The 23,090-nt window shown below is 65.9% G+C and carries 14 protein-coding genes; 9 read left to right on the top strand and 5 right to left on the bottom strand.

Translation table 11 applies throughout. From position 1 onward, the window contains the following. The first annotated feature begins 85 nt into the window (after window positions 1-85). The 5 genes from CGK74_RS02350 to CGK74_RS02330 all read left to right on the top strand — a co-directional run bounded on the left by CGK74_RS02350 (window position 86) and on the right by CGK74_RS02330 (window position 9,326). Entirely contained in the window at window positions 86-616 is a 531-nt protein-coding gene (locus CGK74_RS02350; protein ID WP_094266913.1) for a shikimate kinase, read from the top strand. Continuing rightward, a complete protein-coding gene (aroB, locus tag CGK74_RS02345; RefSeq protein WP_094266912.1) occupies window positions 604-1,686 on the top strand; it encodes a 3-dehydroquinate synthase in 1,083 nt (360 codons plus the stop codon). The genes CGK74_RS02350 and aroB overlap by 13 nt, the downstream gene beginning before the upstream one ends. A 59-nt stretch (window positions 1,687-1,745) precedes the next feature. After that, window positions 1,746-2,870: a deoxyguanosinetriphosphate triphosphohydrolase gene (locus CGK74_RS02340; protein ID WP_094266911.1), complete on the top strand. Its 1,125-nt coding sequence runs from the start codon at window positions 1,746-1,748 to the stop codon at window positions 2,868-2,870. A 309-nt stretch (window positions 2,871-3,179) separates the two neighbouring features. Next, window positions 3,180-7,862 carry a glutamate synthase-related protein gene (locus tag CGK74_RS02335; protein WP_094266910.1) on the top strand — a complete coding sequence of 1,561 codons (4,683 nt, stop codon included), beginning with the start codon at window positions 3,180-3,182 and terminating at the stop codon, window positions 7,860-7,862. Further along, a complete protein-coding gene (locus tag CGK74_RS02330) occupies window positions 7,863-9,326 on the top strand; it encodes a glutamate synthase subunit beta (protein WP_094266909.1) in 1,464 nt (487 codons plus the stop codon). Between the two features lie 128 nt (window positions 9,327-9,454). On the opposite strand, the gene CGK74_RS02325 is transcribed toward CGK74_RS02330, so the two are convergent. Beyond that, window positions 9,455-11,089: an ABC transporter substrate-binding protein gene (locus CGK74_RS02325; protein WP_240498599.1), complete on the bottom strand. Its 1,635-nt coding sequence runs from the start codon at window positions 11,087-11,089 to the stop codon at window positions 9,455-9,457. Here CGK74_RS02325 and CGK74_RS02320 point away from each other — a divergent pair. Both CGK74_RS02320 and CGK74_RS02315 read left to right on the top strand, forming a co-directional pair. Then, window positions 11,076-12,647, top strand: a complete 1,572-nt coding sequence (locus CGK74_RS02320) for a GGDEF domain-containing protein (protein WP_240498623.1) — start codon at window positions 11,076-11,078, stop codon at window positions 12,645-12,647. The two genes, CGK74_RS02325 and CGK74_RS02320, sit on opposite strands and share 14 nt — an antisense overlap. Before the next feature lie 155 nt (window positions 12,648-12,802). Beyond that, entirely contained in the window at window positions 12,803-14,746 is a 1,944-nt protein-coding gene (locus CGK74_RS02315; RefSeq protein WP_240498598.1) for an LTA synthase family protein, read from the top strand. 45 nt (window positions 14,747-14,791) lie between these two features. On the opposite strand, the gene CGK74_RS02310 is transcribed toward CGK74_RS02315, so the two are convergent. After that, window positions 14,792-16,237 (bottom strand): aminotransferase-like domain-containing protein, encoded by a 1,446-nt coding sequence (locus CGK74_RS02310; RefSeq protein ID WP_094266905.1) that lies wholly within the window; start codon window positions 16,235-16,237, stop codon window positions 14,792-14,794. A gap of 156 nt (window positions 16,238-16,393) precedes the next feature. Here CGK74_RS02310 and CGK74_RS02305 point away from each other — a divergent pair, with 156 nt between their 5' ends. After that, on the top strand, window positions 16,394-17,002 hold the full coding sequence (locus CGK74_RS02305; protein WP_094266904.1) for a LysE family translocator: 609 nt from the start codon (window positions 16,394-16,396) through the stop codon (window positions 17,000-17,002). 5 nt (window positions 17,003-17,007) lie between these two features. Here CGK74_RS02305 and ggt read toward each other — a convergent pair whose 3' ends face one another. From ggt to CGK74_RS02290, 3 genes are all read right to left on the bottom strand, one after another. Beyond that, window positions 17,008-18,747, bottom strand: coding sequence for a gamma-glutamyltransferase (gene ggt / locus CGK74_RS02300; RefSeq protein WP_094267415.1), 1,740 nt, complete (start codon window positions 18,745-18,747; stop codon window positions 17,008-17,010). A gap of 126 nt (window positions 18,748-18,873) precedes the next feature. Further along, the gene (locus CGK74_RS02295; protein WP_094266903.1) at window positions 18,874-20,058 is read right to left on the bottom strand and encodes an acetate/propionate family kinase; all 1,185 of its coding nucleotides are present in this window, start codon (window positions 20,056-20,058) and stop codon (window positions 18,874-18,876) included. After that, window positions 20,055-21,461, bottom strand: a complete 1,407-nt coding sequence (locus CGK74_RS02290) for a bifunctional enoyl-CoA hydratase/phosphate acetyltransferase (RefSeq protein ID WP_094266902.1) — start codon at window positions 21,459-21,461, stop codon at window positions 20,055-20,057. The genes CGK74_RS02295 and CGK74_RS02290 overlap by 4 nt, the downstream gene beginning before the upstream one ends. 219 nt (window positions 21,462-21,680) lie before the next feature. Here CGK74_RS02290 and glmU point away from each other — a divergent pair, with 219 nt between their 5' ends. After that, window positions 21,681-23,042, top strand: coding sequence for a bifunctional UDP-N-acetylglucosamine diphosphorylase/glucosamine-1-phosphate N-acetyltransferase GlmU (gene glmU / locus CGK74_RS02285; RefSeq protein ID WP_094266901.1), 1,362 nt, complete (start codon window positions 21,681-21,683; stop codon window positions 23,040-23,042). Window positions 23,043-23,090 lie beyond the last annotated feature (48 nt).

Here is a 23,090-nt window from a genome sequence, read left to right as displayed (position 1 = left end):
TCCTTCAGCCTGCTGATACAATGTAGGGGCGGGCATCCCGAGAGGGTGCCCGCCCTTTTTCATCTGGACTTCCGGCGATTCGCGCGTGACCTGCTTGATACTGATCGGCATGATGGGGGCCGGCAAGACCACCGTTGGCAAGGAGCTTGCGCGCAGGCGCAATGTCCGGTTCGCCGATTGCGATCATGAGATCGTGGCGCGGACGGGGGTAAGCGTGCCGACGATATTCGAGATCGAAGGCGAGGCCGGATTTCGCCGCCGCGAGACCCAGATGATGGACGAGCTTACCCGCGAATCCGATATCGTCGTCGCTACGGGCGGGGGCGTCGTGATGACGCCGGAGAATCGCGATCTGATGCGTGAACGAGGCATCGTCATCTATCTCAACGTTCCGCCTCAGGTCTTGTTCGAGCGCACCCGCCACGACCGCAACCGTCCATTGTTGCAGGTGGAGAATCCGCGCCAGCGCATCGAGGAGCTCTACCTTGTGCGTGACCCGCTCTATCGTGAGGTGGCCGACGTCATCGTGGAGGGAGGGCGCGGCAATCCGGGCGCGATGGTGCGAATGATCGAAAACGCGCTGCAGAAACTTAAGAAAACGCCATGCGTACCCTGAACGTTGCACTGGGCGATCGCGCCTACCCGATCCACATCGGTCGTGGCCTGCTCGATCGCGCTGATCTGGTCCTGCCGCACCTCAAGACCAGGCGGGTCGCCATCGTGACCAACGACGTAGTCGGGCCGCTCTATCTCCACCGCCTGTGCAGCGCGCTAGAGGCCGCGGGTGTGCAGGTGAGCGCCGTCAGCCTGCCCGATGGCGAGGCGCACAAGGACTGGGCGACACTCAACCGTATCTTCGACGTATTGCTGGCTGAACGCTGCGAGCGTTCGACGACGCTGATCGCGCTCGGCGGCGGGGTCGTCGGCGACATGGGCGGTTTTGCGGCGGCGTGCTATCAGCGCGGAATGCCCTTCATCCAGATCCCGACCACCTTGCTTGCCCAGGTGGACTCGTCGGTAGGTGGCAAGACCGCGATCAATCACCCGCTAGGCAAGAACATGATTGGCGCTTTCTACCAGCCGAGGCTGGTGCTGGCCGACATCGAGACGCTGAACACCCTGCCTGGGCGCGAACTCTCGGCAGGGCTTGCGGAAGTGATCAAGTACGGCCTGATACGGGACGCCGAGTTCCTGGGCTGGCTCGAAGGGAACCTCGAGCGCCTGGTGGCACGCGAGCCGGATGCGCTGGCGCACGCGATCGAGCGCTCGTGCCGAAACAAGGCCGAGGTTGTGGCGGCCGACGAGACCGAGCGGGGCGAGCGCGCCTTGCTCAACCTCGGTCATACGTTCGGACATGCCATCGAGACGGGTCTTGGCTACGGTGAGTGGCTGCACGGCGAGGCGGTCGCGGCAGGTACGATGATGGCGGTCGAACTTTCGCGGCGCCTGGGCTGGCTGAGCGAGGTCGACGTCGCCCGTGTCGCCGCGCTGTTCGAACGCGCAGGCTTGCCGGTATATGGACCGAAGCTGGGCGTCGAGCGTTATCTCGATCTGATGGCGCACGACAAGAAGGTGGAGGCAGGCAGACTGCGGCTGATCCTGCTGCGTTCGCTGGGGCAGGGCGTTATCCACGCGGACGCGTCACCGGCCGAGATCTCCAAGGCCATCGAAGCGCGCTGTCGCTGAGGCCAGCATGCAGGTGCGCCGCCCGCGGGTTGGCCGATTCCTGATTCGAGGACGAAACGATGCTGCAACTCGCTCCCTATGCCGTGTCTGAGTCCAACTCGCGCGGGCGTACTCACGATGAGCCGGCTCCGATAGCGAGGGGCGACTTCCAGCGCGACCGCGACCGCATCGTTCACTCCACGGCCTTTCGGCGGCTCGAGTACAAGACCCAGGTGTTCGTCAATCACGAGGGCGACCTGTTCCGCACCCGGCTCACCCACAGCATCGAAGTCGCCCAGATAACCCGCGGCATTGCCCGCCAGCTCAACCTCAATGAGGATCTCGCCGAGTCGATCGCGCTCGCGCACGACCTTGGGCACACGCCTTTTGGTCATGCCGGACAGGAGGCGCTGAACGCCTGCATGAAGGACTACGGCGGTTTCGAGCACAACCTACAGTCGCTGCGTACGGTCGATCTTCTGGAGGATCGCTACGCAGCGTTCGACGGCCTGAACCTGATGTTCGAGACCCGCGAGGGTATCCTCAAGCACTGCTCCCGCGCCAATGCCGAATTGCTTGGTGACGTTGGTGAGCGCTTCCTTGCGGGCACTCAGCCCTCGCTCGAGGCCCAGCTTGCCAATCTCGCCGACGAGATCGCCTACAACAACCACGACATCGACGATGGGTTGCGCTCGGGCTTGATCACGCTTGAGCAACTCGAGGGCGTGGCGCTTTTTGCCACCCAGCGGCGTGAGGTCGAATCGCGGTGGCCAGGCCTGGCCGGGCGCAAGCTGATCAACGAGACAGTTCGACGCATGATCCACCTGATGGTGATCGACCTGCTCGAGCAGACGCGCGCCAACATCGCCGCCGCAGGCGTGCTCACGCTTGCCGATGTCCGCACTGCGCCGCGCCTCGTGGCCTATTCGGATGACCTGCTGCCACGTTTGCGCGAGCTCAAGCTGTTCCTGCGCGAGAAGCTGTATCGCCACTACCAGGTGCTGCGCATGACCAACAAGGCGCGACGCATCATCAGCGAGCTGTTCGTTGCCTTCATGGACGACCCGCACATCCTGCCGCCGCAGTATCAGTCATGGGCGCGCGACGACAAACCGCGGGCGATCGCCGACTACATTGCGGGCATGACCGACCGCTACGCGATGAAAGAGCATCGAAGGCTGTTTGCGGTAGGCGAAATCCACTGACGAGGTTGCCGTGTTGCGCGTTGTGGAACGCCTTGCCGAAATGGTGTGCCGCAGTGCAAAAAAATTCTTGAACCTGACGTTTCACGGGCGTATAGTTTTTTTGTCAACAGGATCTCTGATGGCAGTTACCAAAATGGTGCATGCAGCGACTCAGCTTCGCTGAAACGTTCACCAAAAAGCGTTACATGCACCAAGTTGGTGCAAACCACAAAGCCGGTGCGCGCGCGCCCGGCTTTTTTGTGCGCGTTCGTTTTTGGGGCATGCCCGGCCCCTGACGCGTGAACTCCGTTGTCGTTTGAGGAATAGAAGATGGATCTGCCCCAAAAGCAGGGTCTTTACGATCCCGCCAATGAACATGATGCCTGCGGCGTGGGTTTCATCGCCCACATCAAGGGCAGGAAAACCCACGACATCGTGCTGCAGGGCCTCGAAATCCTGAAGAACCTGGATCACCGCGGTGCGGTCGGTGCCGACCCGCTGCAGGGTGACGGCGCCGGCATCCTGATCCAGATTCCGGATCAGCTCTATCGCGAGGAGATGGCGAAGCAGGGCGTGAGCCTTCCGCTGCCCGGCGAGTACGGTGTGGGCATGGTGTTCATGCCCAAGGAAGCCGCTTCGCGCCTGGCCTGTGAGGAAGAGATCGAGCGCGCCGTCGTGGCCGAAGGCCAGGTCGTGCTCGGCTGGCGCGACGTCCCGGTCAACCACGACATGCCGATGTCGCCGACCGTCAAGGCCAAGGAGCCGGTGATCCGCCAGATCTTCATTGGCCGCGGTGCCGACGTGATGGTTACCGAAGCGCTCGAGCGCAAGCTCTATGTCGTGCGCCGCCGCGCCGCGAATGCGATCGCCGCGCTTAACCTCAAGCACGGCAAAGAGTTCTACATGGTGTCGATGTCGGCACGCACGGTGAACTACAAGGGCCTGCTGCTGGCCAACCAGGTTGGCGAGTACTACTTCGACCTCGTCGATCCGCGCGCCGTGTCCGCGCTGTCGCTGGTTCACCAGCGCTTCTCGACCAACACCTTCCCGAAGTGGAACCTGGCCCACCCGTTCCGCTACATCGCGCACAACGGCGAGATCAACACCCTGCGCGGCAACTACAACTGGATGCGCGCACGCGAGAAGGGCGTGCATTCGCCGCTGTTGGGCGAAGATCTGCAGAAGATCTGGCCGCTGATCTACCCCGGTCAGTCCGACTCGGCCTCCTTCGACAACGCGCTCGAACTGCTGGTGATGAGCGGCTACTCGCTCGCTCACGCGATGATGATGATGATCCCGGAGGCCTGGGAGTCGCACACGCAGATGGACGAGAAGCGCCGCGCCTTCTACGAATACCATGCGGCGATGATGGAGCCGTGGGACGGCCCCGCAGCGGTGGCCTTCACCGACGGCCGCCAGATTGGCGCCACGCTCGACCGTAACGGCCTGCGCCCGGCGCGCTACCTCGTTACCGACGACGATCTCGTCGTGATGGCTTCCGAGTCCGGCGTGCTGCCGATTCCCGACAGCAAGATCGTCAAGAAGTGGCGCCTGCAGCCGGGCAAGATGTTCCTGATCGACATGGAACAGGGCCGCATCATCGGCGACCAGGAACTGAAGGAGTCGCTGGCCAACGCCAAGCCCTACGCCGATTGGCTGCGCCGCATCAACATCAAGCTCGACACCCTCGAGGCACCGGCCGTGCTCGACACCGCCGCTGCCGACGAGCGCGTCGCGCCGCTGCTCGACCGCCAGCAGGCCTTCGGCTTCACCCAGGAAGACATCAAGTTCATCCTCGAGCCGATGGGCAAGGCGGGCGAGGAGGCAACCGGTTCGATGGGCAACGACTCGCCGCTGGCGGTGCTGTCGTCCAAGAACAAGCCGCTCTACAACTACTTCCGCCAGCTCTTCGCGCAGGTCACCAACCCGCCGATCGACCCGATCCGCGAGCAGATGGTGATGTCGCTCGTTTCCTTCATCGGACCGAAGCCGAACCTGCTCGAGATCAACGAGATCAACCCGCCGTTCCGCCTCGAGGTGAGCCAGCCGGTGCTGGACTTCGAAGGCATGGCGAAGATCCGCAACATCGCGCGCTATACGCAGAACAAGTTCCGCTCGGCCGAGCTGGACATCTGCTATCCGGCAGAATGGGGCAAGGAAGGCGTCGAAGCGCGCCTGGCCTCGCTCTGTGCCGATGCCGAGAACGCGGTGCTGGGTGGTTACAACATCCTGATCGTGTCCGACCGCAAGCTCGCGGCCGATCGCGTGGCGATCCCCGCGCTGCTGGCGCTGTCCGCCATCCACCAGCACCTGGTGGCCAAGGGCCTGCGTACCCGCGCAGGCCTGGTGGTCGAGACCGGTTCGGCGCGCGAAGTGCATCACTTCGCCGTGCTCGCCGGCTATGGTGCCGAGGCGGTTCACCCCTACCTCGCGCTCGAGACGCTGCAGCACCTCGCGGGCGATGCCGAGTCGGCGGCCAAGTACGTCAAGCATTTCGTCAAGGCCATCGGCAAGGGCCTGATGAAGGTCATGTCCAAGATGGGCATCTCGACCTACATGTCCTACACCGGCGCGCAGATCTTCGAAGCCGTCGGCCTGCAGCAGGCGCTGCTCGACAAGTACTTCACCGGCACCACCAGCCAGGTCGAAGGCATCGGCGTGTTCGAGGTCATGGAAGAGTCCATCCGCCAGCACAAGGCTGCGTTCAGTGCCGACCCGGTGCTGCATGACATGCTGGAGGCAGGCGGTGAGTACGCCTTCCGTATCCGCGGCGAGGAGCACATGTGGACGCCGGACGCGATCGCCAAGCTGCAGCACGCCACGCGCTCGGGCAAGGCTGACACGTACAAGGAATACGCCAAGATCATCAACGACCAGAGCAAGCGCCACATGACCCTGCGCGGCCTGTTCGAGCTCAAGGCTGCGGTCACGCCCGTGCCGCTGGACGAGGTCGAGCCCGCGAAGGAGATCGTCAAGCGCTTTGCCACCGGTGCGATGTCGCTCGGCTCGATCTCGACCGAGGCGCACACCACGCTGGCCGTGGCGATGAACCGCATCGGCGGCAAGTCGAATACCGGCGAGGGTGGCGAGGATCCGATGCGCTTCAAGCCGCTGACGCAGGCGATCAAGCTGTCGCAGGTGATCGGCGAAAACCGCATCGCCCGCGACCTTGAGCTGAGCGCCGGCGATTCGCTGCGTTCCGCGATCAAGCAGGTGGCGTCGGGTCGCTTCGGCGTCACGACCGAGTACCTGGTCAATGCCGATCAGATCCAGATCAAGATGGCCCAGGGTGCCAAGCCCGGCGAAGGCGGACAGCTGCCCGGCCACAAGGTCTCCGAGTACATCGGCTTCCTGCGTCACTCGGTGCCGGGTGTCGGCCTTATCTCGCCGCCGCCGCACCATGACATCTACTCGATCGAGGATCTGGCCCAGCTGATCCACGACCTGAAGAACACCAACCCGCTGGCCAGCATCTCGGTCAAGCTGGTGTCCGAGATCGGTATCGGCACGGTGGCGGCGGGCGTGGCCAAGGCCAAGGCCGACCACATCGTCGTTGCCGGCCATGACGGCGGTACCGGTGCCTCGCCGTGGAGCTCGATCAAGCACGCGGGGTCGCCGTGGGAGCTCGGCTTGGCCGAAACCCAGCAGACCCTGGTGCTCAACCGCCTGCGCTCGCGTGTGCGCCTGCAGGTGGATGGCCAGATCAAGACCGGCCGCGACGTCGTCATCGGCGCGCTGCTCGGCGCCGACGAGTTCGGCTTCGCCACCGCGCCGCTGGTCGTCGAAGGCTGCATCATGATGCGCAAGTGCCACCTCAACACCTGCCCGGTGGGCGTCGCCACGCAGGATCCGGTGCTGCGCGCGCGCTTCTCCGGCCAGCCCGAGCACGTGGTCAACTATTTCTTCTTCGTGGCCGAAGAAGTGCGCGAGCTGATGGCCCAGCTGGGCATCCGCAAGTTCGATGACCTCATCGGCCGTGCGGACCTGCTCGACATGAAGCAGGGTATCTCGCACTGGAAGGCTCAGGGCCTGGACTACTCGCGCATCTTCTACCTGCCGAACGTGCCTGCCGAGGTGCCGCGCCTGCATACCGAGGGCCAGGACCACGGTCTGGAGGGCGCACTGGACCAGCAACTCATCGCGCTCGCGAAGCCGGCGCTGGAGAAGGGCGAGAAGGTCAACATCGACCTGACGGTGCGCAACATCAACCGTACGGTCGGCGCCATGCTGTCGGGCCAGGTGGCCACGCGCTACGGCCACGCCGGCCTGCCATCCGACACCATCCACATCCGCCTGAACGGCACCGCCGGCCAGAGCTTCGGTGCCTTCCTGGCCCGCGGCATCACGCTGGAACTGGTCGGCGAGGGCAATGACTACGTCGGCAAGGGGCTGTCGGGCGGTCGCATCGTCGTGCGTCCGAAGGCCGAGTTCCGCGGCGACACGCCGGAGAACATCATTGTCGGCAACACCGTGCTCTACGGCGCGACCGAAGGCGAGGTGTACTTCGCCGGCGTCGCTGGCGAGCGCTTCGCGGTGCGCAACTCCGGTGCCACCGCGGTGGTGGAAGGCGTGGGCGACCATGGCTGCGAGTACATGACCGGCGGCACCGTGGTGGTGCTCGGCCAGACCGGCCGCAACTTCGCCGCCGGCATGTCGGGCGGCGTGGCCTACGTGCTCGACGAGGACGGCACTTTCGAGCAGCGCTGCAACATGGCGCAGGTCGCGCTCGAGCCGCTGCCCGACGAGATTGCCGCGCGTAAGGGCTCGGAGTCGGGCGACGAGCTCGAGTCCCACGGCCGCGTCGACATCGACCACCTGACCATGGGCGACGAGCTCATCCTCAAGGGCCTGATCGAACGCCATGTCCGTTTCGCCGGCAGCGTTCGCGCCCGCGAGATCCTTAACAACTGGGCGACCTGGCGCAAGAAGTTCGTCAAGGTGTTCCCGCACGAGTACCGCCGTGCGCTCGCCGAAATGGCGCAGCAGCGCGAAGCACAGAAGGAGGCCGCATAAATGGGCAAGCCAACTGGTTTCATGGAGTATCAGCGCCTGTCGGAGGCTTACGAGCCGGTCGACAAGCGTCTGAAGACCTACAAGGAGTTCGTCGTTCGTCTGAGCGACGAGCAGGCGTCGATCCAGGGCGCGCGTTGCATGGACTGCGGCATCCCGTTCTGCAACAACGGCTGCCCGGTCAACAACATCATTCCGGACTGGAACGACCTCGTTTATCGCGGCCACTGGCGCGAGGCGATCGAGGTCCTGCACTCGACCAACAACTTCCCCGAGTTCACCGGCCGTATCTGCCCCGCGCCCTGCGAGGCGGCGTGCACGCTGAACATCAACACCGAGGCGGTGGGCATCAAGTCGATCGAGCACGCGATCATCGACAAGGCCTGGGAAGAAGGCTGGGTGGTGCCGCAGGTTGCGGACGTGAAGACCGGCAAGAAGGTCGCCGTCGTCGGTTCCGGCCCGGCGGGCCTGGCGGCCGCGCAGCAACTGGCACGAGCCGGCCATGACGTGACGGTTTTCGAGAAGAACGACCGTGTCGGCGGGCTGCTGCGCTACGGCATCCCCGACTTCAAGATGGAGAAGGGACTGATCGACCGCCGCGTCGAGCAAATGCAGGCCGAGGGTGTCACCTTCCGTACCGGCGTGCTGATCGGTGCCAAGGAAATGCCGACCGGCATCGTCAATGACGCCAAGGAAGTCATCAGTGCCGAGCAACTGCAGAAGGACTTCGACGCCGTGGTGCTGGCGGGCGGCTCCGAAGTGCCGCGCGACCTGCCGGTACCGGGCCGCGAGCTCGGTGGCGTGCATTTCGCGCTCGAGTTCCTGATCCCGCAGAACAAGCAGGTCGCCGGCGACAAGCCCAACCCGATCTCGGCCAAGGGCAAGCACGTGGTCGTGATCGGCGGTGGCGACACCGGTTCCGACTGCGTGGGGACGTCCAATCGCCACGGCGCGGCCAGCGTAACCCAGTTCGAGCTGATGCCGATGCCGCCCGAGCAGGAGAACAAGCCGCTGGTGTGGCCGTACTGGCCGACCAAGCTGCGGACCTCGTCCTCGCACGAGGAAGGCTGCGAGCGCGACTTCGCCGTCGCCACCAAGGAGTTCATCGGCAAGAACGGCAAGGTCAAGGCGCTCAAGGCCTGTCGCCTGGAGTGGAAGGACGGCAAGATGTCCGAAGTGCCGGGCTCGGAGTTCGAGATCAAGGCCGACCTGGTGCTGTTCGCGATGGGCTTTACCCAGCCGGTGGGCGGCGTGCTCGAGGCCTTCGGCGTTGGCAAGGACGCGCGCGGCAACGCCAAGGCGACGACCGACGGCGAAGGCTGCTACGCCACCAACGCGCCGAAGGTGTTTGCCGCCGGTGACATGCGTCGCGGCCAGTCGCTGGTGGTGTGGGCGATTCGCGAGGGGCGCCAGTGCGCGCGCGAGGTCGATGCATTCCTGATGGGCGAAAGCCTGTTGCCGAGGTAAGGCGGAAAATTAGCGTCGAGCCCGGAGGGGGGCGGATCGAGCAAGTCGATCCGCCCCCCTCGTCCGTTTACGGCGGCCGCGTGTGTAGCGCGCCGGTTGGCCGTGTGTCCCTCCGGCAGGGAGTCACTTCAGCGCCACCGCAGTGCGGCGAGATCGTGGACGTAGATCGGATAGTTCACCCACAGCCCTTCCAGTCCCTTGCGTGCCACGGTGGACACCTGCGGCGCATAGATCCAGGCATTGACGGCGTCGTCCGCCAACTTGCGCTGGATGTCGGCAAGCAGTCGGTTGCGCTGGCGCGGGTTGTCGGCGTTGCGGTGGGCCTCGACCAGCGCGCGGAACTCGGCGCTGTCGTAGCCGAAGTAGTAGGACGGGTCAGTGTAGATGTCGTAGTCGAGTGGCTCGACGTGGTTGATCAGCGTCAGCTCGAAGTTGCCCTTGAATGCGCCGTTCAGCCATTCGGCCCAGCTGACCAGTTCCACGTCCGTGTCGATGCCGACTGCTGCGAGTTGTTGCACGAGCAGCTGTCCGCCGTCCCGCGCGTAGGGGGTGGGCGGCAGGCTCAGTTTGAGCCTGAGGCCACCTTCGATGCCGGCCTCCGCCAGCAATGCTCTGGCACGCCCGGGGTCATGGGGGTAGCGGTCGGCCAGATGCAGATAGCCGACTTCGGTGGGGGCGAAGTGGCTTCCGATGGCGCTGCCACGACCATCAAGGATTTGCCGGATCACGGCCGCACGATCGATGGCATGGTTGATCGCGCGGCGTACGCGGACGTCGTCGAGCGGTTTGTGGCGGTTGTTGATCGCGAGCAGTGCCTTGCTGCTCGAGCCGCCAATGAGTACCTGATAACGTTCGTTCAGCCGGTTGCGCAGAACCGTTTTCGTGGCGAAGTTGAAGAACACATCCACTTCGGGTGGCAGTTCGAGCTTGTCGACGAAGGAGTTGGTGAAGCGGAACACCGCGCGCTGCAGGTCAACGGTATCGGCATTGCGGTACTCAGGCCATTTGACGAGCGTGATCGAGTGCCCCTTGTCCCATCGCTCGAAACGGAAGGGCCCGGTACCGATAGGGGCGGCCATGGCGCGATCCACGCTGGCGGGATGCAGGATCACGGCGGGGCTCTCGCCGAGGCGATACAGCAGGTGAGGATCGGGATGACGCAGAACCAGAATGACGGTGAGCGGGTCGGGAGTGCTGATGTGCTCGATCTTGTCGAACAGTTTTGTTCGCGACTTGTTGCCGGAGTCGGGCCGTTTGGCGCGCTCGAACGAGAACTTCACTGCAGCCGAATCGAAAGCCTGTCCGTCGTGAAAGCGCACGCCGGGTCGCAACCGGAAGGTGTAGGTCCTGCCATCGGCCGAAACGTCCCAGGATTCGGCAAGCATCGGGCTCGTCTGGCCATTCTCTTCGATCTTTACCAGCCCCTCCAGCACGTTGTAGTGCACGACTTCGCCGATTGCCGCTGCTGGCGCGCTCGTCGGATCGAGCCGGTCGGGTTCCAGCGTGATCCCGAACACGACCTGATCTTTCGCTGCAGCGTATCCTGAAACAATTGCCATTCCGCTGACGAATCCAGCCAGCAGGCAGCGAGCGATCACTCGCCAAGCGTTGGAACATGCAGTTCTTGTCATGCGATTTCCTTGTTGATCCCCGAATTTGCCCGAGCCGGCCTTGTCTAGCGTACCCCGACCAGCATCCGATTCCGCCCTGAAGCGCCGCAAGGGGGCTCTTGCCGCTGCGGCGTTGCTCGTGCTGCTGGTCATTTGCCTGATTGCATGGCTTCACGGCGTGTATGTCGAACGCGAGAACCGCCACCGCCATCAGGCAGAGAGAGAGCTGCAGTCTATCAACCAGTTGCAGCTGCAGGCGGTCGTCGGCTGGCAGCAGCGATCATTGCGCGATGCGGAGATGCTGGTCGAGGACACCCTGCTGTCGGCCGCACTCGGCCACTGGCTGGGCGACGGCGATGTCAGCGCTCGCGAAGGCGTGCGTCGCCGCTTGCGTACGCTCAATGAGCTCGGGCACTACACCGCGGTGCATTTTGTCGATTCCGCAGGCACCGTCCTGCTGAGCAATCGTGCAGACGACGGTCGGGAAGGGAAGCGGGTCCCCATGGCCGATCTGGGCGCCTTGCAGTCGGCGCTTTCTTCGGCCAAGGCCGTGATGGCGGAGCCGGTATCCGATCAGGCCTTTGCCTTCCCCTTCATCAGTGTGTTCGCGCCGCTTTACGACGATGAGGTGGCGATCGGTGCGGTGTGGCTGGTGCAGGACCTGCGTTCCGCGCTCTTGCCGTTGCTCGAGCCCTGGCCGACGCCGAGCCAGACGGCGCGTTCCGGTATTGTCTGGCGTGACGGCGAGCAGGCACGCTATCTGAATGCGCCGCGCGGGGTCAAAGCGGAGGTGCTGCAGTATCGCTACCCGCTTGACGGCAATCCGGCCGCGGTCGTGCTGGCGCTGGGGGGCGTGCGGGGCGTGTTCTACGCAAGCGATGAACAGGGCCGCGCAGTGATGGCGATGGCCAGCCCGGTGTTCGGTACGCGCTGGCTGCTGCTGTCCTCCGTCGAGGTGGCCGAGGTGTTTGCCGATGTACGCAGGCGGGAGGTCTTGGCCTTGGCCTTGCCGGTCAGCCTTTTGCTGCTCGCCTCGGCCGGGGTGTTCGGCCTTGTGTTGCGCCGTGCCTGGCAGCGCGAACGGGTGTTGACCCAGGCCCTGCAGCGCAGCCTGGGGGGACTGGAGGCGCAGCTGCGGGTCGATCCGCTGACCGGTGTGGCGAACCGCCGGGGGCTCGACGAAGCCGTGAGCTTCCAGCTGGCGCTCGCCGTGCGTGGCGAAACCCCGCTCGCGCTGCTGATGATCGATGTCGATCACTTCAAGCTCTATAACGACCAATATGGTCACCCGGCCGGTGATCAGTGCCTGAAGGCACTGGCTGCCGCGCTTCAGGCTCACGTCGGTCGTGCCGGCGAGCTGGTGGCACGCTATGGCGGTGAGGAGTTCGCGGTCCTGCTTCCGCTCACGGACGGGAAGGCCGCACTCGACCTCGCTCAACGCATGTGCGAGGCCGTACGCAGGCTGCAGATTCCGCATGCCGCATCGACGGTTGCATCGCATGTGACCGTCAGCATCGGCGTAGCCTGGCTGAAGGCCGACGCCGTCACGGTCGAGTACGCGCGGACGCATCGGGTCGCGCCCGAGGGCGGGCCCGACTGGCCGCTGATGAGTGAGCTTTTAGAGCAGGCCGATGCGGCATTGTACGAAGCCAAGCGGCTCGGGCGGGACCAGGCCGTCTTGTACCTGGACCCGGACGGTGAGGTCCGATGAGGATGGATGTCGCAGGCCAGGGCGGCGCGTCGAAGCCCGTGTAATGCGCCGCAGTGATCCGGGGCGACATCGCCGCATCCAGTAACATGCATGCCGACTCACGGTTGTGTTACAGCGGTATTATCGGATCCCCAGAGTGGCTCCAGAAAACCGCCGTGCATCGATTCATTCATTCCTCGTCGTCGAACTGTCCGGTTGGAACGGGACCCGCGACCTCGCGGGTGCGCGAGTGGGCGTGGGCGCTGGGTCTGGTCACGCTGTGGTACCTGCTCGCGCAGACCGGCATCGCATTTGCCCTGGGCGTGTCACCCGAAGCGGGCGCATGGCTGCGTGATCTTTGCGCACATCTGTTCGTGGGCGGGCTGCTGTTCATGATGGCGCGCAGCGTGATGCACTTTGCGCTGGCGATGGGCGTGCTGTTCTCGGCCTTCACCGTGTCCAACGCGATCAAGCTCGCCGTGCTCGGCGGGCCGGTGATGCCCGACGACTTCGTGGCGGCGAAGAATCTCTTCCTGTTGCTCGACGGCTGGCAGCTATGGGGCAGTGTCGCGATGCTCGCACTGCCGCTGGCCGGCCTGCTGTGGATGTTCGCCTGGCGCAAACCCAGGGCCTGGCTGGCGCTCGCGGGCGTGGTCCTGGCCGTCGCGGCCGTGGCGAAACATCCGGCGCTGGTGGTGGGCTGGATGGACGCCCGCTTCGGCGACTGGGTCTGGAACCAGCGCGGCAACTACGAAATGCGGGGCTTGCCCCTGCACCTCGTGCAGGAAACGGCGCGTAACCTCTCGCGCCGCACGCAGCCGCCGCAGATGGTCGAGGTCGATGAGGCATTGATGCTGCTCGGGGCGAAGCCGCCCGGCAGTCTCTTCAAGGCCGCAATGCAGCGCTCCGGCCGCGCCGGGCGCAACGTGCACATGATTGTGCTCGAGTCCTTCTGGGACTCATTGCCACTCAAGGCAGCGGGCTTGTCGGCCGATCCGCTCGACCCGGCTTTCCGCAAGCTGTGGAAGGCCGCGGGCAACGCGCGGGCCCTGTCGCCAGTGTTCGGCGGCTACACCGCCAATGCCGAGTTCGAGGCGCTGTGCGGATTCCCGGTTCAGACCGACGCCGTGTTCTTCGAAGGCCGCTTGCGCCGCGACGTGCCCTGCCTGCCGCGTCACCTGGGCGAGGTCGGATATCGCAGCGTGGCCTCGCACCCCAACGCCGCGCCGTTCTGGAACCGCATCAACGCCTATCGCCGTGTCGGCTTCGAGCAGTACTGGTCCGACCGCAACTTCGTGCTCGACGACATGAATGGCGAGTTCCTCAGCGATGCCTCCCTGTATCGCCAGGTGCTCGAGCGCATCGGCCCCGAGCTCGACGGTGGTCGGCCGCTGTTCAATTACGTGCTGACCTACTTCGGACATCTGGACTACCCGCTCAACGAAGCACGCCCGCCGGTGATCACCGCCGCGACCGACAACAGCCTGGTGAGCGCCTACGCGAACACCGTGTATTACAAGTCGCGAGAGTTGATGCACTTCCTCACCGAGCTGCGAAGGCGCGATCCCGACGCGATCGTCGTGCTGTTCGGTGACCACCTGCCGTCGCTGGGCTGGAACCATGGTGGCTATGCCGAATCCGGGCTCCTTGCCGCGAGCCGCAGCGAGTTTGACGATGCAATGTTCCGTACCCTCGTCGCCACCCCGCTGATCGTCATCGACGGCCGGCGCGGCCCGGTCCGCACCGGCGACCTGCCGATCTACGCCTTGCCGGCATTGGTCCTCGACCTGCTGGGCGATGAACGCGAGACCATGTTGCGTTTTGCCGCGCATGCCGATGACGTGGTGCGCGTGCGCCCCTTGCCCGGCGTGCACTTCACCGTGGAAGGGAAGGCGCTGACCGTGTGCCGCGACGGCGAAGCGCAGATCGGCTGCGAGGCTTCTTCCGCCTGGGTTGAAGCCATATCGGTACTCAAGCGCGACCTGTTCAACGGCGGACAGCACGCCTTGCAGGCGCCCGACCGCCTGCGTCGTCTGCAGACCGTGGAGCTCGAGGTCGAGGAACTCGGCAGCGACGGGCTGGACGACGGCATCGCCAACGAAACCGACAACGACGTCTGACACGGCAGCCGTCCGATGCCGGACTGGTGTCGCGCTGGCGCATGCTCAGCCCTCGGTCAGTTGCGCGCTGGCAAGGGCGCCGAGCGTGCCCAGTGCCTGCACATGGCGTTCGGTGAACGGGTAACAGCCTGACAGGCGAAGGTGCCGGCTGTAGCGACCGCTGGGGGCGTAGAGCTTGCCGGGCGTGATGCCGATGCCAAGCGGCAAGGCCGCGTCGAACAGGGCGTTGGTGTTGCAGCCCTCGGGCAGTTCGACCCAGAGCAGGAAGCCGCCGCTGGGCTGTGTGGCGAGGGTGCCGCGTGGAAAGGACGCATCGATCAGGCCGCGCAGGCGTTCGATCTGGCCCGCATACACCCGCCGCAGCCGGCGCAGGTGTTGGGCGTAGCCGCCATTTTCCAGGAACCTGCCGACGGCCTCGGCCAGCAACGCCGGCTGCGCCACCGAGGAGCAGAACTTCAGTTCCGCCAGCGCCCGGCCGAAGCGGCCGCCCTCCATCCAGCCGATCCGAAAGCCCGGTGCCAGCGTCTTGGTATAGGAGGCGCAGACGATGATCCAGCCGTCGCGGTCGAAGGCCTTGGCCGTCGGCTGCAGGGGCGTGGCGAACTGCAGTTCCGCGTACAGGGCGTCCTCGATCACCGGCACCCGGTACTGCGCGGCCAGGGCGGCGAGCCGGCGCTTGGCGGCCAGCGGCATGCCGGTGCCGAGCGGGTTGTGGACGTTGGGCATCGCCACCACGGCCTGCAGGCGCCCCTCGGACAGCAAGAGCTCAAGCGCGTCGAGCGAAAGTCCGGTGTCCGGGTGCGTGGGCAACTCGATGGTCTTCAGTCCGAGGCGGTCGATCAGCGGAATCAGGTTGAAGTAGGTCGGCGACTCCAGACCCACCGTATCGCCCGGGCGGGTGACGGCGCGCAGCGCGAGTTGCAGCGCTTCCATGCAGCCGTTGGTGATCAGGATGGCGTCGGGGGACAGGTTCATGCCCAGCGCGGCGGCATGGAGGCAGATCTGTTCGCGCAGCAAGGCGGAGCCCGGTGGCAGCGAATAGTCGGTGAGCAGGGCGGGCCGGCGCCGCGACAGGTCGGCGACGATGCGCGCGAGGCGTTCGCCGGGATAGAAGTCACCGCCCTTCGGGCAGGCGAGCGACAGGTCGATGGTGTCGGGGCGGGTCTGGGCCGCCAGCACGGTCGCGATGCGACTCAGCACGGCGCCATCGGCCGGGCGCCCTTCCTCCGGCAGGTGCCCGGCTGGCGCAGGAGGCGGCGAGGGCAGGCGCGAGCGCACGAAATAGCCCGACTGCGGGCGAGCCTCGACGAGGCCCGCGGCTTCCAGCTGACGGTAGGCGGCCAGTACGGTGTTGATGCTCAAACTGCGGCTGGAGGCCGCCTCCCGTACCGAGGGCAGGCGGGCGCCGGCAGGCAGGCGGCCGTCGCGCATCGCGTCGCGCAGTTCGTCGGCCAGTGATTGATACAGCGGCAGGGCTTCGGTGATGGACATGGATACAGATCGGTGAGCTGGCTGCGGATACAGAACTGCATTTCTGCAGACTGTACCCAATATAGACGACAAGCTCTGGCTCTGTATCTGTATTTGCCGTGCGCATAGAGTGGTTCTGCAGCGGGTCGTCCGGACCCGTGATGCAAGGAGACCACCATGCTCGACCTGCCCCTCATGACCTACGTCGCCACGATGTCCGTCACGCCCGGACCGAACAACATCATGCTCGCCGCGAGCGGGGTCAATTTCGGCTTTCGCCGTACCCTGCCGCACATGCTGGGCATCAGCGTCGGGCATGGCGTGCAGGTCGTGCTGGTGGGCGGGACGGTGGCCTGGGCGATGAACTGGATCGAGGCCCTGCGCCTGCCGCTGGTGCTGCTGGGCTGCAGCTACCTGCTGTGGCTGGCGTGGCGACAGGCGCAGGCCGGGCGCCCGGGCAACGCTGGGCAGGCGCGACCGCTCGGTTTCGTCGGGGCGGCGCTGTTCCAGTGGGTCAATCCCAAGGCCTGGATGATGGTGCTCAACGTCGCGATCCTGTTCCTGCCCCAGGGGGCCGGCTGGGCTGCGGTTGCGCTGCTCGGCCTGTCATGTGCCGTCATCAACCTGCCGTGCATCGCATTGTGGGCCGGTATCGGTGACCGCATGCGCAGCCTGCTGGAACGGCCGGCTGCGCTGCGGACGTTCAACCTCACGATGGCGGCGCTGCTGGGCGCCACCGCCGTGTGGATCCTCGTCGATGAGTTGCCCGCAGGCGTGCTGGCCTGAACCGTCTACTGCTTCTGCACGATCGCGCTGCCGCCGCCGTGACGCAGCGGCTCGCTGACGGCGGTCACCGTGCCGTCGGTGTTGAAGCGGATGCCGTTGGCAGCGCCGATCTGGTCCGTCTCACGCCATCGGTGGCCCAATGCTTCGAGCGCTTTCGCCTGCTCACTGCCGGGGAAGCCGAGCAGCGTCTCGACCAGTGTGGTGTCGCCGTTGCGCTGGCTCATGCGGGGTGCGGCAAGGGCATCGGCCAGGCTCATACCGAGGTCGATGTGGTTGACGAGGGTCTGCAGTGCGGTGGTGATGATGGTCGAGCCGCCGGGTGAGCCGATCGTGAAGGCCGGCGCACCGTCCTTGAGCACGATGGTCGGGCTCATGCTGGAGCGTGGCCGCTTGAAGGCTTCGGGCACGTTGGGGTGCGGACCGCTGAAGTCGAAGTCGGTGAGTTCGTTGTTGAGCAGGAAGCCGCGTCCCGGCACGACGATGCCGCTGCCGCCCCAGTCCTCGATGGTGAAGGTGTAGGCGACGACGTTGCCTTCGCGGTCGGACACCGCCAGGTGGGTGGTGTGCATCGACTCCCGTGCCAGTGGCTTCGGTCGCGGCCGCAGTGGCACCGACAGATCGTTCTCGAAGGGGTAGGGGTCCCCGGCGTCAACCTTGCCCGGCGCGGCGCGCGGGCCGATCTGCCGCGCACGCTCGCGTGCGTAGGCCTTGGATAGCAGGCCTTCCCGGGGCACATCGACGAACGTCTCGTCGGCGACGTAGGCGTTACGGTCGGCGAAGGCCAGGCGCGAAGCCTCGAGGTAGAGATGCTCGATCTCGGCCCGCGACCGGCTCGACAGGTCGAAGGTCTCCAGCATGTTCAGCGCCTGTGCGATCGCGATGCCGCCGCTCGACGGCGTGGGCATGCCGTGGATCTCGTAGCCGCGGTAGGTCGAACGGATGGGCTGGCGGATGCGCGCCTCGTAGTCCTGCAGGTCGGCTATCGTCATGTCGCCGGGCAGGACCGCGACCCCCGGGTTGGCCGGCGGGTGGTTGACCGCGGCGACGATGCTGGCTGCGATCGGACCCTCGTAGAAGGCCTTGACCCCGCCGCGCGCGATGTCGCGGTAGGTCTGTGCCATGTCCGGATTGCGGAAGTGCATGCCGACCGGCAGCGCCTTGCCATCTTTCAGGTAGAGCGCCGATGCGGTGGAGAAGCGTGCGAACTTGGCCTCGTTGGCGGTGTTGATGCGGTGGAAGTTGGGCCCGACCGCAAAGCCCTGTTCGGCGACACGGATCGCGGGGGCCAGAACCTGCTCGAACCCCATCGTGCCGTAGCGCGCCAGCGCCTCGTGCCAGCCGCGCACCGTGCCGGGCACGCCGACCGAGAGGCCGTTGGGCACGGCCGCCTTCCATTCCATCTCGCTGCCGTCCGCATTGCGGAACACGCCGGGGTGGAAGGTGGCCGGCGCCACCTCGCGGTGGTCGAGCGCGATCACGCGCTGGTCCCTGGCCGAGTAGATCAGCATGAAACCGCCGCCGCCGATGCCGCAACTGAATGGATCGGTGACCCCGAGCGTTGCCGCGGCAGCCACCGCGGCGTCGATGGCATTGCCGCCAGCGTCCAGGATTTCCATTGCGGCCAGGCTGGCTTCGTGCGAGATGGTGGCAACGGCACCGCCGTGGCCGGTGTCGACCGCCTGTTTTGCCCAGGCGCCGAAGGCGGCCATCAGCAGGGCCGTGGCGAGAAGGCTGCGGGTTTTCATGTCGTGCTCCATCATGCCGGGGGAATGACGGTAGCACTGCGGGGGAGGGGGCTCAAGCAGGGATAACCCGGCGGAGCGCCGGGGAGGCCGGATGGGCGCAGTCCGGCGGACTGCGCCCGACGCGGATTACAGGCCCAGCGTCTCGACCGTGTAGCGCGCGATCATGCGCTCTTCGTTGGTCGGCACCACCGCAACCGCGACCTGGCTGCCGGTCGCGTCGATGCGGCGGGCGTGGTCGGCGTTGGCGATGGCGTCGATCTTCACGCCAAGCCACGCCGACAGCGCGGCCACCTTCTCGCGTACTGCAGCGGCGTGCTCGCCGATGCCGCCTGTGAACACCAGCGCGTCCAGACCGCCTGCGGCCGCAGCCAGCGAGCCGAGCTCGCGCGCGATGCGGTAGCAGAACAGGTCCACCGCCTCCTTCGCCTCGGGGGCGTCGGAGGTGAGCAGGGTGCGCATGTCCTGGCTGATGCCGGACACGCCCAGCAGGCCCGACTCCTTGTACAGCAGGTTGGTCAGCGCCTTGGCGTCCATGCCCTTCTGTTCCATCAGGTAGAGCATCACGCCGGGGTCGAGGCTGCCGGTGCGGGTGCCCATCATCAGGCCCTCGACGGCGGTGAAGCCCATCGTGGATGCCACGCTCCTGCCGTCACGCAGCGCGCACATCGATGCGCCGTTGCCCAGGTGGGCGATGACGACCGCGCCCTGTGCGCGCTCGCCGATGATGCCGGGCAACTGGCGCGCGACGTAGTCGTAGGACAGGCCGTGGAAGCCGTAGCGCTTGACGCCCTCGGCCGAGATGCGGCGCGGCAACGCGAAGGCCTGGGCGACGGCGGGCTGGGTACGGTGGAAGGCAGTGTCGAAGCAGCCGACCTGCGGCACGTCCGGCATCAGCGTTGCGACCGCGCGCACCGCGCGCAGGTTGTGAGGCTGATGCAGCGGCGCCAGCGGCACGAAGGTGTCGAGCGTGCGCAGCACCGCCTCGTCGAGCCGCGTCGGGGCGCTGTAGTGGTCGCCGCCATGCACGATGCGGTGGCCGGCGGCCACAATCTCGAGGTCGGGGTTGTGCTGCGTCAGCAGGCCGAACACGTGGTTAAGCGCGTCGCGGTGCTGCTCGCCCTGGCTGCCGGAGGTGCGCACCGCTTCATGGATGCGGGTGCCGGATGCCGTCTTGAGGGTGATCTCGGGCGTCGCACCGATGCCCTCGACCTGGCCGGAGAAGGCAGGCTCGGCGGCGAGTTCGCCGTTGATCGGATAGAGCGCGAACTTGAGGCTGCTGGAGCCGGCGTTGAGAACGAGGACGGCCTTCATCGCTTCATCATCTCCCGCTTCTTGTGTGCCATCAGCTGCACCACGGCGCACGAGGCCGCGCGGGTCTCGGCGGTGTCGGCACGGCTGGTCAGCACGATGGGCACGCGCGCGCCCAGCACCACGCCGGCCATCAGCGCGTTGGCCAGGTACTCGAGCTGCTTGGCAACCATGTTGCCGGACTCGAGGTCGGGCACGACGAGGATGTCGGCATTACCCGCCACCACCGACTTGATGCCCTTGGTCTTGGCGGCGACCAGCGACACCGCGTTGTCGAAGGCCAGCGGACCGTCCAGCAGGCCGCCCTTGATCTGGCCGCGGTCTGCCATCTTGCACAGTGCGGCGGCCTCGATGGTGGAGCGGATCTTGGAGGTGACGGTCTCCACCGCAGACAGGATCGCCACCTTGGGTTCGGGCAGGCCGAGGATGTGGGCGAGTTCGATCGCGTTCTGGATGATGTCGACCTTATCCTCGAGCGTGGGCTCGATCATGATCGCGGCGTCGGTGATCATCAGCGGATGCGGGTAGGTCGGGACGTCGGCGAGGAAGACGTGGCTGATGCGACGGCCCGTGCGCAGGTGCTTGATGACCTGACTCATCATCTCGTCGGTGTGCAGCGAACCCTTCATCAGCGCCTCGGCGCCACCGTCGCGGCACAGGGCGACGGCGATTTCGGCCGAGGCGTGGCTGTGCTCGGCATCGACGATGCGGAAGCCCTTGATGTCGATGCCGTGCTCTTCGGCCACCGCGCGGATCTTGCTTTCCGGGCCGACCAGGATCGGGTCGACCAGGCCAGCCTTGGCGGCCTGCACCGGTCCGGACAGCGATTCCTTGTCGCAGGGATGCGCCACGGCGATCGGGATCGGCGACAGGCCGGCCGACACCGACAGCAGGTGGCGGTAGCGCAGTTCGCGGTCGCTGATGGTGACTTCGGGCAGCACCACGCGCTCACGCTTGATCTTCTGCGTCGGCGCCATCACCTCGGCGACGCCGTCGATGACCTTGAGTCCGTCCTGGTTGACCGCCAGGCAGTCGAACACGATGTGGTGGTTGTGCTCGTATTTCTCCTTGCAGGTCACGGTGATCGTCAGCGTGTCGCCGATCGTGATCGGCCGCCAGAAGTTCAGCCCCTGCGACACATAGACGGTGCCGGGACCGGGAAATTCGGTACCAAGGATGGTCGAGATCAGCGTGCTGCCCCACATGCTGTGGCCGACCACCTCGCGAAACTGGCTCGAGCGCGCGTATTCGACGTCGACGTGGGTCGGATTGACGTCGCCGGACATGGCGGCGAACAGGTGGATGTCTTCGGGACGCAGGGTGCGCATCAACTGGGCGAAGTCGCCGACCTGGATCTCGTCGAAGGTGCGGTTCTGGATGAACTGGGGAGCGGAGGAATGTTCCATGGCGGATCTCATTGATGTGCTTTGCAGCACGCGATTCTAGATGCTGTGCGTGAGCAATATAAGCGCTAAACGTTGACGATTGTGCAATGCGTCAATTTAGGCGCAAATTCCTGCGCCGGCATTGTGGTTTCCACGCATTTGCCATGCATGTGCGCACATCTCGCGGCGCATCACGATGATAAACTCCCGCCCCATCCGCCAACCCGCTGGAAAAACTCCATGGAAGTCGTCGTTCTCGCTGCCGGCCAGGGCAAGCGCATGCGTTCCGTCCTGCCCAAGGTGCTGCAACCCATTGCCGGCAAGCCGATGCTGGCCCACGTGCTGGATACGGCGCGCACGCTGGACGCGCAGCGCATCTGCGTGGTCTATGGCCACGGCGGCGAGGTGGTGCGTGAGCGCCTCGACGCGGCTGACCTGGCTTGGGCGCGGCAGGCGCCGCAGCTTGGCACCGGCCATGCGGTGCAGCAGGCGCTGCCGCACCTCACCGATGGCGACATGGCGTTGGTGCTGTATGGCGACGTGCCGCTGATCGGTGTGCCCACGCTGCGCCGACTGGTTTCCGCCGCCGGCGTCGATCGACTGGCGTTGCTGACCGTCGAGATGGATAACCCGACCGGCTACGGCCGCATCCTGCGCAATGCCGCGGGCGGCGTTACCCGCATCGTCGAGGAGAAGGACGCGACCGACGACGAGCGCAAGGTGCGGGAGGTGAACACCGGCATCCTCGTCGCCCCGGTCGTGCGCCTGCGCGACTGGCTCGGCCGCATCGGCAACGACAACGCCCAGGGCGAGTACTACCTCACCGACATCATCGGGCTCGCCGTGGCCGACGGCGTCGAGGTCGCCACCGTGCAGCCCGATGCGTTCGCCGAGACGCTGGGCGTCAACAACAAGATGCAGCTCGCCGAGCTCGAGCGCATCCACCAGGGCAACATCGCCCGCCGCCTGATGGAAGAGGGCGTCACGCTGATCGACCCGGCCCGCATCGACGTGCGCGGCAGCCTCACCGTCGGCCGCGACGTCGAGATCGACGTCGGCTGCGTGTTCGAGGGCGAGGTCGAACTCGGCGACAACGTGCGCATCGGCGCCCACTGCGTCATCCGCAATGCACGTATCGGCGCTGGCACCCGGATTGAGCCGTTCAGTCACGTCGACAGCACGACGATGGGCCAGGCCTGCGTGATCGGGCCCTATGCCCGCACCCGGCCGGGCACCGTGCTGGGCAGCGACGTGCATCTGGGCAACTTCGTCGAGGTCAAGAACAGCGTCATCGCCGATCATTCCAAGGCCAACCACCTGGCCTACGTGGGCGACGCGGACGTTGGCAGCAAGGTCAACATCGGCGCCGGCACCATCACCTGCAACTACGACGGTGCAAACAAGCACCGCACCATCATCGAAGACGAGGTCTTCATCGGCTCCGACACCCAGCTCGTCGCGCCGGTGCGGGTGGGGCGCGGTGCCACGCTGGGCGCCGGCACCACACTGACCAAGGACGCGCCGCCCGACCAGCTCACCGTCTCGCGCAGCAAGCAGATCAGCCTCGAACACTGGAAGCGTCCGGTGAAGCAGTCGCGCTGAGCGCGTCCTGCAGCCGAACCCAACGAATCACGCCTTCAAGGAAGCCCC

Source organism: Thauera propionica, assembly GCF_002245655.1.
GTDB lineage: Bacteria > Pseudomonadota > Gammaproteobacteria > Burkholderiales > Rhodocyclaceae > Thauera > Thauera propionica.
The sequence above is the reverse complement of the archived record's forward strand: the minus strand, read 5'-3'. Positions and strand labels throughout refer to the sequence as shown.

Bases quoted from the DNA above. Each gene is read 5' to 3' on its own strand.
- aroB (WP_094266912.1), top strand. From the start codon at position 604: ATGCGTACCCTGAACGTTGCACTGGGCGATCGCGCCTACCCGATCCAC.
- CGK74_RS02340 (WP_094266911.1), top strand. From the start codon at position 1,746: ATGCTGCAACTCGCTCCCTATGCCGTGTCTGAGTCCAACTCGCGCGGG.
- CGK74_RS02335 (WP_094266910.1), top strand. From the start codon at position 3,180: ATGGATCTGCCCCAAAAGCAGGGTCTTTACGATCCCGCCAATGAACAT.
- CGK74_RS02330 (WP_094266909.1), top strand. From the start codon at position 7,863: ATGGGCAAGCCAACTGGTTTCATGGAGTATCAGCGCCTGTCGGAGGCT.
- CGK74_RS02325 (WP_240498599.1), bottom strand. From the start codon at position 11,089: ATGACCAGCAGCACGAGCAACGCCGCAGCGGCAAGAGCCCCCTTGCGG.
- CGK74_RS02310 (WP_094266905.1), bottom strand. From the start codon at position 16,237: ATGTCCATCACCGAAGCCCTGCCGCTGTATCAATCACTGGCCGACGAA.
- CGK74_RS02305 (WP_094266904.1), top strand. From the start codon at position 16,394: ATGCTCGACCTGCCCCTCATGACCTACGTCGCCACGATGTCCGTCACG.
- ggt (WP_094267415.1), bottom strand. From the start codon at position 18,747: ATGAAAACCCGCAGCCTTCTCGCCACGGCCCTGCTGATGGCCGCCTTC.
- CGK74_RS02295 (WP_094266903.1), bottom strand. From the start codon at position 20,058: ATGAAGGCCGTCCTCGTTCTCAACGCCGGCTCCAGCAGCCTCAAGTTC.
- CGK74_RS02290 (WP_094266902.1), bottom strand. From the start codon at position 21,461: ATGGAACATTCCTCCGCTCCCCAGTTCATCCAGAACCGCACCTTCGAC.
- glmU (WP_094266901.1), top strand. From the start codon at position 21,681: ATGGAAGTCGTCGTTCTCGCTGCCGGCCAGGGCAAGCGCATGCGTTCC.